Genomic DNA, 16,423 nt, shown 5'->3' with positions numbered 1-16,423 from the left:
ACACGACTTTATTTGTTAAATATTCTTAAAATTAAACATATACATCAAAAAAAAGTCCCACATGTTGTGGGACTTTTTCTATTTTAAGAAAATCTAAGAATTATTTTTTGATAAATTTGATACTTGAGCTTCCTTTATCTGATTTTACTTTTATAAAGTAATTTCCGGTTCTCAGTTTTGAAACGTCAATATTGGTAGCTGATTTTGCATTAGGAACTGCTATTACAACTTGTCCTAAAATATCATAAATCGCTAAAGATTGTATTGTTATATCCTCTTTTGTATTGAAATTCAAAATATCACTTACAGGATTTGGATACAAAGTAAAATAATTAGAAAACTCGAAATCAGAGGTTTTTAATGTAGTTTCGAATTTTGAAGTAGCTTTATTAGTTAAAATTGGAAAATTATAATCAAAATAAATATTTGCTTGGTTTGTAAACGTGTCTCCTGCTTTTAATGTTGGATTTGTTTTTATTTTAAAGGCAATATAACCATCATTATTGGCATCGTCAAAAGGAAGATTGATATTCTCAAAAATGAATTCTACTTTGTTTCCATCTGAAATTTTAGTTACAAATGAATGACTTGAGCTTGTTGGAACTAAAGTTGAAATATCAAACTTAGCTAAATCAATTAAGTCCTTTACCACAATATTTTCTGCTTGATAAGTTCCGGTATTTTCAAAACGAATGATATAATGAACATACTCGCCTATTAAATTTGACGTAATAACAGAACCTTCAAGACAAGTTTTATCATTTGGATCATAAGAACCTACAACGGTTTGATCAAAAGTAAATGTATTATCTGATGCATTTTCATCTGTATTTGCAGATGTTATGGTTGCGAGATACGACACAATATTTCCGATATTTAGCGCAGGAACTTCTGTTGGAGCATTTAATTTAAAGGTGACATTAATTTCTTTAGATTCAAAAGGTTTCAAGGATGTAAAATTCCATGACAAACTATTTGTTGTTTGAGTGGCAACAACCGGATTTGCAGTAATTAAATCTAAAACTGAATCATGAAAAGCTAGATTTACAACGCCAGATTGCGTTGTATTTCCTTTGTTTTTATAAATAATTTTGAAAACAGAATTAAATCCTGGTCTTCCCGGAACAATTTGCAAAATTGAAATCTCTAAATCAGAATGAACACCATTTGCTGTTATGCAAAAATCCTGATTCACAGGACTTGCCTGTGTTGGAAAAGTAACACTTACATTCGATGGAGAAATATTAAAATATGCTGGATTCTCTAAAACCGGTGTTATGGTATGAGTACCGGCTGGAAAAGAAATAGAATGATTTCCGTTTGCATTGGATATAAAACTTGCAGTGTTTGTACCATCAGATAAATTAAATTTTAAATTTGGAGCACTAGAATCTAAAATATCACAACCGTTATTATTAGCATCTACTTTATTAATTCCCTGAAAAGTATAATACGTTCCAACTGGTTTAAACGAACAATATGCATTTACATTACAATTGGTATAACCGTATTTTGTAACTAATTGCTGTACTTGATCTATCTGACTCTCGTCAGCACAAACATATTCCAGATTAGGGTTTTGTGAAAAGTCAAGTAGTTTTCCTTCATTGCTTCCGTTTCTAATCAATAATGATGTAAGCTGATTTTGATAACAGCTAAATTGCTCAATATTTTTTAAATCACTTAAATCTAATGTTTTAAACTCGTTGTAATAACATTCCAAGTTTGTTAAACTAGTTAAGCCTGATAAATCTAAAGATGATAATTTATTATAACCACATTTTATGCCTTTAAGATTGGTTAAGCCACTTACATTTAATTCTGTTAATTGATTATTAGTACAATTTAGCCAATCAAGACTTACTAAACCGGCTAAATTCAATGAAGGAATAAAATTTCCGTCACAATAAAGCTCATTTAATTTTACTAATCCGTTCACGTTCAGTCCTGTTAATTGATTAGAATAGCAAAGTAAACTAACTAAATTAACTAAACCGCTCACATTTAAATTAGGCAATTTATTCATTTGACATGATAAACTCGTAATACTTGTTGATCCGGTAACGTTCAATGACGTTAATAAATTTCCGCCACAACCCAGACCTTTAAGATTTGGTAAACCACTTGCGTCCAGTGTTTGCAATTGATTGCTGTTGCATTGCAAATTTTTAAGACTAACTAATCCAGCTACATTTATTGATGTTAGTTTGTTATTAGTACAAAAAAGATCTGTTAGATTTATTGCGCCAACTGTACTTAATGAAGTTAGATTCTTATTACCTGTAACATAAAGCTCTTTTAAATTTGTTGATCCATCAAGTACTAATGTAGTAAGATTTGAATTTTCAATATTAAAATAAGTCGTGCTTTGAATAAAAGAATAATTCAGGTAAGTAAGTTTTTTTAATACATTAAAATCAATCCCATTGAGTATTGGATTATTACTGCAATTTAAATACTCCAGATTGGTGAAATTTTCTAAACCTCGCAAAGAATTTATATTCGAGTTGCTAAGATCTAAAAAAGGCACATTTAATGCTTCACTAATTTCAATTTCGAAATTTGAGTTTTTGTCAATATTCATAGATATCAACTTCATTTTAAGATTAATATCAGGAATACTAATAACCTGGGCACTTAAAACATTAAAAAAGAACAGAATAGGAACTAAAAAGTAGATTTTCTTCATATAGATTAATTTTACTACAAAAATAACTTTTTAAGAGAATAATACAACTTTTTTTGTTAAATTTTGTTAAAACTAAAACTATAAAGCATAAAAAAGTCCCACGGTAAGTGGGACTTTATATTTTAAATATATTAAAATTATTTCTTGATAAACTTTATACTTGAACTTCCTTTATCTGACTTTATTTTTATAAAGTAATTACCAGTTTTAAGCTTCGATACATCAATGTTAGAAACTGTTTGCGCATTAGGAACTGCAATAACAACTTGCCCCAGAATGTCATAAATAGTTAACGATTTTATCTCAATATCTTTTGTAGCATTGATATTTAAAATATCGCTTGAAGGATTTGGATACAAAGTAAAATAATTAGAAAACACGAAATCCTGCGTTCCTAATGTAGTTTCAAATTTTGAAGTAGCTTTATTGGTTAAAATTGGAAAATTATAATCAAAATAAATATTTGCCTCGTTTTCAAACGTATCTCCCACTTTTAGTGTTGGTTTTGTTTTGATTTTAAAAGCAATATAACCATCATTATTTGCATCATCAAAAGGAAGATTGATGTTTTCGAAAATGAATTCTACTTTATTTCCTTCAGATATTTTAATTACAAAGGAATGGCTTGAACTGGTTGGAATTAAACTTGAAATATCAAATTTAGATAAATCAATCATGTCTTTTACAACGATGTTTTGTGCAGCATAGGTTCCTGTATTCTCAAAGCGGATCATGTAATGTACATACTCGCCTATTAAACTCGGCGTGATAACAGTTCCTTCTAGACAAGTTTTATCATTTGGATCATAAGAACCAACAACAGTTTGATTTAAAGTAAATGTATTATCAATTGGAGTTTCGTCTGTTACAGCGCCTGCTATTGTTGTTTTAAATTTTAATATATCTCCAATATTTAATGCTGGTTTTTCTGTTGGAGAATTTGCATTTACAGTAAATTTAATTTCGCGAGTTTCATATGGCAATAAATTAACAAAATTCCAAGATAAATTATTAAAGGAATTAGTCGCCGGTACAGGTTTTGCAATAACGAAATCTAAAACAACATCATCAAAACTTAAATTTACTGAACCAGATTGCGTAGTATTTCCTTTATTTTTATAGATAATTTTATATGTAGCATTAAAACCCGGTCTCGCAGGTTCTAATGGTAATAAAACAACTTCTAAATCTGGATGAACACCGTTTGCTGTAATACAAAAATCTTGAGTAAATGGACTTGATTCTGTTGGAAAAGTAACTTTAACTGTTATTGGATAAACATTAAAATACGCTGGGTTTTCTAGTATTGGAGTAACATCATAAGATCCCGATTTAACATAATAATTGTAATCACCATTTTCATCAGATGCAGAACTGTTTGTTATAGTTTGATTTGCAATATTAACTTTCATATTTTGAAATTTAATATCTCCATTGTCACATCCATTATTATTTAAATCTAATCTATTATTTCCTTTAATTGCATAAAACTTACCTCCTGGTTTAAATGTACAATACGAATTAACATTACAATCTTTAATATTTCCTGCTAAAAGTTGTGACTGTATAGCTGCGATTTGAGATTCGTCAGCACAAATGTATTTTAAATTAGGATTTGGAGTAATATAAAGTCGGTCTTCATCTATTCCATTTTTTATCATTAATGATGACAATTGGTTTGCTGAACAGTCAAGATGCGTTAATTCGGTTAAATTGCTAAGATCCAAAGATGTTAAACTATTTGAAGAACAAATAAGTCGTTGAATTTTTGTTAAACCACTTATATTTAATGAAGTTAAACCATTTCCCTGACATTGAATATAAGCTAATTTTGATAAATTACTAACATTAAGCAATTTAATCTTATTGAAATAACAATCTAATACTCCCACATTTACAAAATACTCAATTCCAAGCAAAGAAGAAATATTACTTTCATTCAACGTCAAAGAATAAACATTAAATGCTTCGCTTAATTGTATTTCTTTATCATTATTAGCATCAATTTTAAAATAAGAACCAGATAAATTCCTTGCCACATAATTTTGATTAGTTGCAGATAATAATTTTGCTTTAAAAATTGGATCTGGAATATTAATAATTGCATCACTGCAAGCCCCTACGCAGCTACAACTAGAATCTAATAAAACATTATTTAAACCACTTAAATCTATGCTTTTTTGAATAACATTAAAATCTATAATATCTGCACAAATATGTTTAAGATTTAAATTTCCAATTATGTTTAACGCTGTCAAATCTTGATTAGGATTATTATTTTTAATAAAAATATCAGTTAAAATATTATTATATCCACAATTTAATTCTTTTAGATTAGGCAAATAGGAAACATCTACTTTTGAAAGCTTTGCACTTTGACATTCCAATTTTTGTAAATTATTTAACCCTGTTAAATCAAAAATTGATATTGGATTTGCAGAAAAATTAAGCGTTTGCAAATTTACAAATGGTAAAAAAGTAAAAGTGGTAATTTTATTTCCGGAAAAATTTAAATCAATTAAATTTGTTGTAGAGCCAGTGTTTAAATAAGTTATGTTATTATTACTGCATTTAATGGATTTTATATTTGTACCGTTTAATAAATCTAAAGATGTAATAGCATTGTTTGAGCAATCAATAGTTAATAAATTAGAGGCGTTTTTCATTTGAAAAACAGATAAATATTGATTTATATTACATTTAACACTGCTAAGATTTGTAAGTCCATTTGCATACAAACCAGACAAATTATGATTATTATTAATATTTAAAGTCTTTAAGTTAACTAAATTATCTATTTTTAATGTTGAAAAACTACTGTTCCATTCTACAGTCAAATCTTCTAAATTAACCAAACTGGTTAAATCTATTGTTTCTACAATTTGAGTGCTAACAATAGTTAAACTTTTTAAGTTGGTAAAATACTTAATTGTATTAATTGACTTCACATTTGAAGCTATACTCATTTTAGTTACTTGTAATGCTTCAGAAAATTGAATTTCACCATCAAAGTTTAAATCAATAGTTGTATTACCTAAAATAGAATTTTTAAAATTTTCATCATCAAAACATATGGCTCCTGCTGCACATGGAGGTAAAGCACAAGAATTTACTACTGTAACATTAGAAATTCCATATTCTGCTAATTTATTTTGAATTAATGAAATATCACTTTGATATGCACAAATAGAGTTTAAATTTAAATTATTATTAAACTCCAGAGAACTAAAAACGTTATATAGACGATTTAAAAATAAAGTTGAAATGTTATTATTTGAACAGTTTAAATTAGTTAATGCGTTTGTATCTGAAAAATATAGTGTAGTCAAATTATTATAACTACAATTAACGTTAGCGATATTATTGGTATTATCTCTTTTTATAAAATTCAATTGATTATTAGAACAATCAAGAGTTGATAAAGAAGTCAGATAAGTTAAAAGCAAAGATTTTAATTGTGAATTATTATTTATTTTTAAAATCTTTAATGAACCAAAATAGGAAAGGCTTATTTTAGCTAAAGAAGTATTTTTAATACTCAAATTTTTCAATCCTGAAAAATTATTAGACTCAAGACCTTCTAAAGAGCTAATATTTCCATCCAAATATAGATTGTTAATTACACTAGCTTCATTATAATCAATCTCATTATCATTATTTGTATCAGCATCACTATCGGCTATACCATCATTATTATTGTCGACACAATTTGTAGAAATCAAAATATTTTTTAAAACTGCATCAGGAAAATTAATAACCTGCGCACTCAAACCGTTAAAAAAGCATAAAGCTGTAACTAAAATGTAAAGTTTCTTCATATGTCATATTTTCATACAAAAATAACTTTTTAAGACAATAACACAACTTTATTTGTTAAATTTTCTTAAAATTAAAAATATAAGGCAAAAAAAAGTCCCACATTGCTGTGGGACTTTCTATATTTAGAAAAACGTAAGAATTATTTTTTCTCAGTTTTTTCCATTTTAGCTTTCAATGCAGCTAATACATCATTGTTATCTCCTAAAGTTGCAGCTGGTGCATTTGTAGATGAGTTAGATGAAGTATTTTCAGTTGCAGCTTTCACATTTTTCTCTTCTTCTTCACGGAAGATAGCAGTGTGAGAAGCAACTACTCTTTTGAATTCTTTGTTGAATTCGATTACTTTGAAATCAGCAGTATCACCTTTTTTCAATTTCTTTCCGTCTTCTTTTTCAAGGTGACGAGTAGGAATGAAAGCAACGATATCATCTCCGAATTCTACAGTAGCTCCTTTGTCAACGATTTCAGAAATTTCACCATTGTGGATAGTTCCTACAGCGAAAGAATCTTCGTATTGATCCCAAGGATTAGCAGTAGTTTGTTTGTGACCTAAAGATAATTTACGTCCTTCAACATCTAATTCTAATACAACTACATCAAGTTTCTCACCAACATTTACAAATTCAGATGGGTGTTTGATTTTCTTAGTCCAAGAAAGGTCAGAAATGTAGATTAATCCATCAATTCCTTCTTCTAATTCTACGAAAATACCAAAGTTTGTAAAGTTTCTAACGATACCTGTATGTTTAGAACCTACTGGGTATTTAGAAGTAATATCAGTCCATGGATCTTGAGTCAATTGTTTGATACCTAATGACATTTTACGGTCATCTCTATCTAAAGTTAAGATAACAGCTTCAACAACATCTCCAACTTTTACGAAATCCTGAGCAGAACGTAAATGAGTAGACCATGACATTTCAGAAACGTGGATTAAACCTTCAACACCTTCAGCAACTTCGATAAATGCACCGTAATCAGCGATTACAACTACTTTACCTTTTACTTTATCACCAATAGTTAAATTAGCATCTAAAGCATCCCATGGGTGAGCGTTTAATTGTTTCAATCCTAATTGAATTCTTGTTTTCTCATCATCGAAATCAAGGATTACAACGTTTAATTTTTGGTCTAATTCAAGAACTTCACTTGGGTGGTTGATTCTACTCCAAGAAAGGTCAGTAATGTGAATTAATCCGTCAACACCACCTAAGTCAATGAACACACCATAAGAAGTAATGTTTTTAACAACACCTTCTAATACTTGTCCTTTTTGTAATTGACCGATGATTTCTTTTTTCTGTACTTCGATATCAGCTTCGATAAGCGCTTTATGAGATACAACAACGTTTTTGAATTCGTGGTTAATTTTTACCACTTTGAATTCCATCATTTTGTTTACATATACATCGTAGTCTCTAATTGGCTTAACGTCAATTTGAGATCCAGGTAAGAAAGCTTCAATTCCAAAAACGTCAACGATCATACCACCTTTAGTTCTGCATTTTACAAAACCATTAACGATTTCTCCTGTTTCGTTTGCAGAAATAACTCTATCCCATGATTTAATAGTACGTGCTTTTCTGTGAGATAATACTAATTGACCTGTTTTGTCCTCACGGATGTCGATTAATACTTCTACTTTGTCACCTACTTTTAAGTTTGGGTTGTAACGGAACTCGTTTAAAGAAATAACACCTTCAGATTTAGCATTGATATCAACGATAACGTCTCTATCTGTAATTCTAACAACAACTCCTTCAACTACTTCTTCTTGATCTGTAGCGATGAAAGTTTTAGATACTAGTTCTTCAAACTCTTGTAAGTTTTTCTCATCAACTGCATCAATTCCTTCTTGGAAGTTATGCCAGTTAAAATTTGCTAAAAACTCTTCTTGTGATTTTAATTGTTCAGACATGCTGATAAAAAATTTGTATTCTGTTTTTCTTGAGTTTCTTAAAGCGATAGAAAAAACAGAAGTTGTTTTACATAAATAGTTGATACCTAATGGAAACTCTTCTCTGCCAAAAGGTTTGCAAAATTAATACATTTTTTTGTAATAGCAAAACAATTCTAAATGATTATCAGCAAGTTGATCCGGAGCAGAAAATTTTAGGTTTTTCAAGACCCTTACTCCCGCTTTCGCTCTTATCTTTTCCCGGCTAAAGGAGCCAGAAAAAGGATATCCGCTCTATCGGGGCTAGATTAGAAATAAAGTAATTTTAAGATTTTTTCAATTTTTCTTTTAAAACAAATCATGAAATACTTTTTCAAAAGCCTCTTTTTGGAAAGGTGAATATGGATAATCTATGATATACCAGATATAACAAGTAAGCACTAATTATCAAAATCACTACAAAAACAAAACCAAAAACAATATTCCAAAAAGTAGTATTGGGGTAAATCGTATAATCTTTCCTGTCAATAAAATTTGCAATAAAAATCCAGGGATTTATAGTAAGATCTGGCCTATAATGAGCCAGTCCTAATAAAAAAGCACGAATCAAATCTTTTCGATTAATATAAGAACTATTTAAAAAATAACTGGCGCTAAAAAATTCGGTATGAATAAATTCTTTTTCATTTACCGCAACTTTCCAAAAATACTTAATTATTCCTGCTCCATTTGATTTCCTACCTCTGGAATCATATGAAAGACAATCTATATCAAATTCGGCTGTAGAAAGCCCTGTCTTTTTTCCTAAGTCACTTTTTACAAAATTGTCCCATAAAATCTCATTTACAACAGTATTATTAAATCTGTTGAAATAGTGTATCCCTTTTTCATCAATTATTGTGGTGGTAAAACGTTCATTTCTTTTGTAAATAACTTTATATATCAACAAAGCCAAAATAACAGAAACTACTATCATTAAAATAATAATCCCTGAAATGCCTTTTTTGTTTTCGGCAGCTACTATAAATAATTCGTTTATCGAATAAATTATAATCCCTGCTAATAGTATCATAAAAGTTATAATACTAAATCCCACAATAAAATCCCAGGTTCTATTTGTAGTTGAACGTACGGCATGAAACGGAGGAAGAGAATTTTTGTAGCGAGATAACATATTGCAATTTTATAGGCAAATGTACAATCTTTAAATTGTAAATAAAAACCTATAAAAAACAAGATTAGAAATTTTATCGTTTTCAACAACCCTACTTGTCAGGCTGAGCGAAGTCGAAGCCCTTTTTACTATGTGAAGCTATCTTTATATTTAAATCTGAAACTTTGACGAAGATTTAATCCGTAATCAGAATAAACCCGACAGGTTTTAAAAACCTGTCGGGTTTAAGTATGAATTTCCGTATCCGGTTTCCGCAAATTCCAAAAATTTCAAACTTTCATAAAAAATTCTTCGCTAATAAAAGCCTAGCAATTGTCTTATTCTAATATTTCCAGATTTATTTATGTCTTATAGAGACATAACAAAGAATTTAGATAAATTAATTTTGCAGGCCTTTAAAAACCCCAAATAAACCTTTCCCTCTAAACCATGTTTACAACAATAAAAAAGGAGCGCAAATTAAAAGATCAGGAACGCTTTAATTGTTTACTCATCGATAAAGCTCTTGGAACTCCTAACGCTTATGGCAGAGTAATTCGAATGAACTCTACTTATCTGGAAACGGTTGACTATATGTACACAAAACGTGGCATTTTGAGTTTGGTTGGGATTCTTAGTTTTGTTCCTTTTCTATATATTATTGTTTTCATTCTATTTGAAACAATTTCGATGTACTCAGACCCCAATTGGGATAGACATGACGAATCCGAAATGCTTTGGGCAACCCTCTCTATTATTGTGATTGTAATATTGTTTATTATTGGTTCCATCGCTTTTTATTGTACAATTGGTGAGTGGTTTCGTTACACGCATTACCCGATACGTTTTAATCGCAAAAATCGAATGGTTTATATATTTCGTGGTGATGATACGGTTCTAACAATTCCGTGGGAAGAAATTTATTTTACCATACAATTTACTGGAGGAAGGTATAGTTCATATACTATTTACGGATTGGTGATGAAAGATCCTCAAACAGTAAAGGAAATGTTCAATTTAGGATATTCATCAGTCATTGAAAGATATTGTTTAAAATACTGGGAATTTATTCGTCTCTACATGGAAAATGGTGTTCCGGCAGTAATCAAAGCACCTGGTTTGAAATATTATCTGCCCATTGCAGACAAACGCGAAACCATTCATCAGGGCTGGATAGCATTAACATCAGAATATGCATCAATGCCCGTTTTAAAAACAATAATAACTCCGTTTCTGGCATTAGTTTTCATAGGTCGTTTTATTCACCGCTGGACAAGCAAAGTACCTGTATGGGCCAAGGATATTGAAGATGAATGCAAAATTAAATTTAGTGATCCTTACATATTGGATTCAAGAAAAAATCCTGAAGGATATAGATAATTTAGACTATTAAATAATATGCACCCGCTAATATAATTACAAAAAGTAATCCTGCTATAATTCCAGTATTTCTGCGTTGACTATAGTCAATGCTATAGTTTTCAGTATTAATATAATGATTCGTAAAAATAATGGGATCTACAGTAATATCAGGTCTATAATGTTTAACTCCTAATAAAAATGTTCTAATTAACTCTAATCGATTCGCGTAAAACATAGTAAAAAAATGCCTTCCTAAAAAAGCATCATCATGAATTTTTACTTTATTATCAATCAAAACAGGCCAATAAAACTGATCAAAAAGCGACTTCATTGGTGTGTTCGAACTAACATCATATTTTGGGGCTTCAAAAACATGCTCAAGCATTTCTCTTTTAGCAAAACTATTCCATGGTAAATCTTTGACAATATTGTTATTAAATGTGTTTAAATAACGAATTCCTTTCTCATCAATTATAGTTTTAGTATACATTTTTTTTCTTGAACAAATTAAGAATATAACTATTCCTGATAAAGCGATAAAAAATATAAGAAATAAAAAAACAGAAGCTATTACATCTAATCCCATATCTTCAGAAGAGCTAAAAAGTAAAAAGACAATTCCTGCAAGGAAAAAAAGGACAAAACACACCCAAAATAAACCAAAGACAAAATTCAGCCATAATATTGGTTTTGAACTGACAGCCTTAAAAGGTGGAATTGATTTTTGTTGATTTTGCATAGTATTACCTAAAGATGAATAATCAAATATACATATAAACAGAAAAAGAAAAACCCGTTTTCGATAAATAGAAAGCGGGTTTTAAATATAATTTGTAAAATCTTAATGACTCAAATTTTCTATTTCCTTAGGATCATGTTTATGTTTGAACAAAACTGCAAAAGCAATTGCGATAACCAAAGCATAAGCTGCAAAAGACAACCAGATCGTATGCCAGTCTTTCATTAAAATTGGATTTGTAAAAATCCCATCAGTAGAAATTGAATTTCCCTGACCTTTTACAAAATCTAACATTTTAGAATTTGTAGCATCTGTTTGTAAAAACCCAGCCAACTCCGTCGTATTATGAAATGATTTTGTAAAAAAACGATCAATTGCCCAACCTGAAGTTAAACTTCCTAAAACTGCTCCTACTCCATTTGTCATCATCATAAATAATCCCTGAGCAGAGGAACGTATCTTAGAATCTGTATTGCTTTCTACAAATAAAGAACCTGAAATATTAAAGAAGTCAAATGCCATCCCGTATACTATACAAGACAAAATAATCATCCATAAACCTCCTACCGGATCTCCAAAAGCAAATAATCCAAAACGTAATACCCAGGCAAGCATACTAATAAGCATTACTTGTTTGATTCCAAAACGTCGTAAGAAAAACGGAATTGCTAAAATGAATAAAGTTTCTGATACTTGAGAAATCGACATAATAATAGTCGAATATTTGATTACGAAAGAATCAGCATATTTAGGAAAATGTTTAAACTCATCTAAGAACACGTCTCCATAAGCATTTGTTAATTGCAATGCACCTCCTAAAAACATAGAAAATACGAAAAACAAAGCCATTTTATAATTTCCAAATAATTTAAAAGCTTCTAAGCCTAAAGTTTCTGTTAATGTAGCATCTTCTTTTGTCAAACGTTGTGGCTTACATTTTGGTAATGTAAAAGCATAAATTCCAAGAATTAACGCACCAACTCCGGCAATATAAAACTGATATTCAGTTGCTTTACTTCCACTTAAATTAGTAATCCACATAGCGGCGATAAAACCAATAGTTCCCCAAACACGAATAGGCGGAAAATCTTTTACTATATTTTTGTTATTCAGTTTTAGCGAAGTATACGAAATTGAATTACTTAATGCAATTGTTGGCATATAACAACACATTGCTGCAAACATTACGTATATAAAATTATCCGGTGTAGTCACTTGTGCAATACCAAATAAAACTGCTGCATAAAATATATGTAACAAGCCATATAATTTTTCAGCATTTACCCATCTGTCGGCAATGATTCCGGTAAGAGTAGGCATAAATAAAGAAGCAATTCCCATGGTTCCGAAAACAAGACCAAACTGGGTTCCTTCCCAATTTTTTGTTCCAAACCAATAATTTCCAATTGTTATAAGCCAGGCTCCCCAAACAAAAAATTGAAGAAAGCTCATTATAATCAACCTGTTTTTAATTCCCATATGATGAAATTGTCTTTAAAATAATAAATGAAGCGGTAAAACTACCATTAAAATAAATATCTACAAAAATTTAATTCGTTTTTACAACATCATTTACTAATTCTAAAACGGCAGCGAACTGTTCTTCTCTACTTAAGTAAGAATTATCTATTTCTATAGCATCATCTGCAATCACTAAAGGAGAATCTTCACGGTGTGTATCTATATGATCTCTTTCGACAACATTTTTTAAAACGTCTTCATACGATACATTATCGCCTTTTTGCTGCAGTTCATCAAAACGTCTTTGAGCGCGGGTTTCTGCACTGGCAGTCATGAAAATTTTAAGCTCTGCATTCGGAAAAACAACCGTTCCTATATCTCTTCCATCCATAACAATAGCTTTGTTTTTTCCCATTTCCTGTTGTTGTTCAACTAATTTAGAACGTACCTCAGAAACTTCGGCCACTTTACTTACAAAGTTAGAAACCTCAATAGTTCTAATTTGTTTTTCAACATTTTCACCATTTAAGTACATTTCGGCAAAACCCAAATCAGGATTGAATTTAAATTCTAACTGAATATTAGGCAAAACTTCAATTAGTGCTTTTTTGTCAAAAAAATCAGCTTTTATAAACTCATTTTGCATTGCAAAATAGGCAACTGCACGATACATTGCTCCGGTGTCTACATAAACATATTGCAGCTCTTTTGCTAATTGTTTTGCCAAAGTGCTTTTTCCTGTTGATGAGAACCCATCAATTGCAATGGTTATTTTTTTCAATTTTTTATAGTTTAAAGTTTAATACAATTAAGGTTTTTAATAATAAATACTCATCACAATATTTGATTTTGAGTTATCTATTATTGCAACCATTCGGTCAAAATATCTTTTGTTTACCATAGGACAGCCATAACTGTTGCAAATATAGTTATCCTGTTCTTTATATGGAACATCAAAATAATAATGAAACACAATATCCCGAATAAAGGCATTGCTATTAGTTGTATCTAATCCGTACAATTTGTAAGCTTTTCCAAACTTACCTTTATAATGGTTTCCAATTGAATATTTACCCAGTGAAGTACTTAATGAATTTGGGACATTGCTAAATTTTAGTTTCCCTTTTATTTTGGTCTCAGAACCAGAGCCATGAGCAACCAATCCACTGTCAATAATTTTATTTAGCTTTAAATTATAAACAAAAAAACGATTCTGACCAGAAGGTATTTTCATATCAATAAAAAAAGCTATTCTATTATTGTATTTTGAATTACTGTTTATCAACTTTTTTACTGCATTGATTTGTGCAATATCAATACTTTTATTATTTGATAAAAAAGTTTCCGTACTAAAAACGATTCTATATCCAAAGCCAACAATCAGTATTAAAAGAAAAACAAAAAATATCTTCTTCATACTAATGCAACGGATTAAAAAACTAAATTATAAATTAAAAACAAAATTGAAGTAGCCATTGATAAATAAACCAACGGAAATTGAAATAAAAAATTGTAAGCAATAAAGGATTCTAGTAATAGATATCCAGAATAATATTTGATTTTGAAGTATCAATATACTTTTCTATTCTCTTGAAGAATTGCTCGTTGACCATTGGACAACCATGACTATTACTGATATAATAATCTTGTTCATCATAAGGTACAGCTGAATAGTAATGTAAAACGATAGCTCTAGATAAGGCATTGCTATTAGTTTCATCTAAACCGCTTAATCTATACGCTTTTCCAAATCCGCCTTTATAACATTTACCGATAGCGTATCTTCCTAATGCCGTACAATTAGAGTTTGGCGTGTTACTGAATTTCAAGCTTCCTTTAACACCGGTTTCAGATCCTGAACCGTGTGCTACTAATCCCTGATCTAATATTTTATTGTTTACTAAGTCATAAACAAAAAAACGATTTTTACCTGAAGGTATTCTCATGTCAACAAAAAAAGCAATTTTAGTATTGTATTTAGGATCAATACTAATCATGTTTCTTATTTCGCTTACTCTAGTATTTATCCTTTCTATTTCTAGACTGGTAATAGTAGTTTCATTTTTGTAATAGTGTTTTGAACCCGTTAAAACACCTAAAGTCATAAACAACAATAAACTAAATATTTTCATATAATTATTGAAAATTTAAAATTAGACCAAAAAGACTTGTATTAGCTGCCAATGTATATCTCGAATACGAATAATTAAACTTTAACTTATTTATTTTTAAACCAAATCCTAATGAAATTCCTGAAAAATTACGTTGTTCATCAATTCTTAATTCTTCAGCTCTTCTAAAATTATATCCTAAACGCAAATTAAATGCTTTCTGAGGGAAAAGTTCAACACCAAAAATAACATGCCTCAAAGCATTATTTACGAACGAAACTTTTTCCTCACTTGTTGACCCGTCAATGTTGGTTTCGCTGCGAACGGGATTCGAAAAAGAAATATTCCATTGTTGCAAATTCTCTAAAGTAAGATGCCAACGAATAGGTACATGTTCTAATTCTTGCGAAACACCGGCAATGATTTCAAAGGGCAAATTCTCTTGTATTCCTGAATAAGTAGTAAATTGTGTACCAATATTTCTAAATACCAGGGCCAAATTTACATTATTTTTTTGAATTTCATACATAATTCCCACATCAATTGCTCCACCAATCGAATTATAACTTTCTAAAGTTGAAGTTATTAACTTGGCATTTGCTCCTACATGTATGTCTGTGTAAGGAATATTATAAGCATACCCCAATGATAATGCGCCCTCGCTCCCGGTAAAATCTGAAGTAGCCTGACCGTTTTCATCATAACCTTCAAATGAACCGTAGTTTACATAACTTACTCCAGCATAAAAAGTTTGTACGTGCCTGTCGTAAGTATATGCATAAGAAGCTGTTCCATAAGAAGCTTCTCCGTAGTAACTACCATAATTCATCGCCAGGTGATTGTCCATGTCTTCATTTAAAGCTGCTGGATTAGACATCGCTTGATTGACGTCTTCATCATAAATTGTTATCGTCTTCCCTCCTAACGCTGCCTGCCTTGGTGAAGTCGTTAAATTAAGAAACTGATAGGTGTAACGTCCTCCAATTTGTCCGAAAGAAATCGAACAAACTAAAATAAAAAAAAGTAAAACAAATCGTTTTAACATGCTTTTGGGGCGATTCCTATATGGGAATAACGCAAATACAAATATAAAATTATATAACTTATAAAATAATTTTATTAACTATTTGAAAATCAATAATTATACCAAATTTTTAAGGTTCAAATTTTAAAAAAACAATATAAATTAAAT

11 protein-coding genes are annotated in these 16,423 nt (G+C 29.9%); 1 reads left to right on the top strand and 10 read right to left on the bottom strand.

The features are described 5' to 3' along the window. Positions 1 to 100: 100 nt before the first annotated feature. The 4 genes from RC62_RS01710 to RC62_RS01695 all read right to left on the bottom strand — a co-directional run bounded on the left by RC62_RS01710 (position 101) and on the right by RC62_RS01695 (position 9,579). Positions 101 to 2,689: a T9SS type A sorting domain-containing protein gene (locus tag RC62_RS01710; RefSeq protein WP_055091997.1), complete on the bottom strand. Its 2,589-nt coding sequence runs from the start codon at positions 2,687 to 2,689 to the stop codon at positions 101 to 103. A gap of 137 nt (positions 2,690 to 2,826) precedes the next feature. Beyond that, positions 2,827 to 6,411, bottom strand: a complete 3,585-nt coding sequence (locus RC62_RS01705) for a T9SS type A sorting domain-containing protein (protein ID WP_245176763.1) — start codon at positions 6,409 to 6,411, stop codon at positions 2,827 to 2,829. Between the two features lie 236 nt (positions 6,412 to 6,647). Then, a complete protein-coding gene (rpsA, locus tag RC62_RS01700; protein WP_041518144.1) occupies positions 6,648 to 8,426 on the bottom strand; it encodes a 30S ribosomal protein S1 in 1,779 nt (592 codons plus the stop codon). Between the two features lie 352 nt (positions 8,427 to 8,778). Beyond that, positions 8,779 to 9,579: a hypothetical protein gene (locus RC62_RS01695; protein WP_055091994.1), complete on the bottom strand. Its 801-nt coding sequence runs from the start codon at positions 9,577 to 9,579 to the stop codon at positions 8,779 to 8,781. Between the two features lie 429 nt (positions 9,580 to 10,008). On the opposite strand from RC62_RS01695, the gene RC62_RS01690 reads away from it, so the two are divergent. Then, complete coding sequence (locus RC62_RS01690; RefSeq protein ID WP_055091991.1) at positions 10,009 to 10,938, top strand: DUF6708 domain-containing protein; 930 nt, start codon at positions 10,009 to 10,011, stop codon at positions 10,936 to 10,938. Position 10,939: 1 nt separating this feature from the next. On the opposite strand, the gene RC62_RS01685 is transcribed toward RC62_RS01690, so the two are convergent. From RC62_RS01685 to porQ, 6 genes are all read right to left on the bottom strand, one after another. After that, complete coding sequence (locus RC62_RS01685) at positions 10,940 to 11,659, bottom strand: hypothetical protein (RefSeq protein ID WP_055091989.1); 720 nt, start codon at positions 11,657 to 11,659, stop codon at positions 10,940 to 10,942. Between the two features lie 102 nt (positions 11,660 to 11,761). Further along, positions 11,762 to 13,138: a nucleoside permease gene (locus tag RC62_RS01680; protein WP_055091987.1), complete on the bottom strand. Its 1,377-nt coding sequence runs from the start codon at positions 13,136 to 13,138 to the stop codon at positions 11,762 to 11,764. A gap of 70 nt (positions 13,139 to 13,208) precedes the next feature. Continuing rightward, a complete protein-coding gene (gene cmk / locus RC62_RS01675) occupies positions 13,209 to 13,901 on the bottom strand; it encodes a (d)CMP kinase (RefSeq protein WP_055091985.1) in 693 nt (230 codons plus the stop codon). A 36-nt stretch (positions 13,902 to 13,937) separates the two neighbouring features. Continuing rightward, on the bottom strand, positions 13,938 to 14,537 hold the full coding sequence (locus tag RC62_RS01670; RefSeq protein ID WP_055091982.1) for a murein L,D-transpeptidase catalytic domain-containing protein: 600 nt from the start codon (positions 14,535 to 14,537) through the stop codon (positions 13,938 to 13,940). Positions 14,538 to 14,649: 112 nt separating this feature from the next. Then, entirely contained in the window at positions 14,650 to 15,252 is a 603-nt protein-coding gene (locus RC62_RS01665; protein ID WP_055091979.1) for a murein L,D-transpeptidase catalytic domain-containing protein, read from the bottom strand. Positions 15,253 to 15,256: 4 nt separating this feature from the next. Beyond that, positions 15,257 to 16,276 (bottom strand): type IX secretion system protein PorQ, encoded by a 1,020-nt coding sequence (porQ, locus tag RC62_RS01660; protein WP_055091977.1) that lies wholly within the window; start codon positions 16,274 to 16,276, stop codon positions 15,257 to 15,259. Positions 16,277 to 16,423: the final 147 nt, after the last annotated feature.

Source organism: Flavobacterium aquidurense (assembly GCF_001404985.1).
Lineage (GTDB): Bacteria > Bacteroidota > Bacteroidia > Flavobacteriales > Flavobacteriaceae > Flavobacterium > Flavobacterium aquidurense_B.
This window is presented reverse-complemented; position numbering and strand designations above follow the sequence as displayed.

Coding starts and splice junctions, on each gene's coding strand:
- RC62_RS01670 (WP_055091982.1), bottom strand. CDS start 14,537: ATGAAGAAGATATTTTTTGTTTTTCTTTTAATACTGATTGTTGGCTTT.
- RC62_RS01690 (WP_055091991.1), top strand. CDS start 10,009: ATGTTTACAACAATAAAAAAGGAGCGCAAATTAAAAGATCAGGAACGC.
- rpsA (WP_041518144.1), bottom strand. CDS start 8,426: ATGTCTGAACAATTAAAATCACAAGAAGAGTTTTTAGCAAATTTTAAC.
- porQ (WP_055091977.1), bottom strand. CDS start 16,276: ATGTTAAAACGATTTGTTTTACTTTTTTTTATTTTAGTTTGTTCGATT.
- RC62_RS01710 (WP_055091997.1), bottom strand. CDS start 2,689: ATGAAGAAAATCTACTTTTTAGTTCCTATTCTGTTCTTTTTTAATGTT.
- RC62_RS01665 (WP_055091979.1), bottom strand. CDS start 15,252: ATGAAAATATTTAGTTTATTGTTGTTTATGACTTTAGGTGTTTTAACG.
- RC62_RS01680 (WP_055091987.1), bottom strand. CDS start 13,138: ATGGGAATTAAAAACAGGTTGATTATAATGAGCTTTCTTCAATTTTTT.
- RC62_RS01695 (WP_055091994.1), bottom strand. CDS start 9,579: ATGTTATCTCGCTACAAAAATTCTCTTCCTCCGTTTCATGCCGTACGT.
- RC62_RS01685 (WP_055091989.1), bottom strand. CDS start 11,659: ATGCAAAATCAACAAAAATCAATTCCACCTTTTAAGGCTGTCAGTTCA.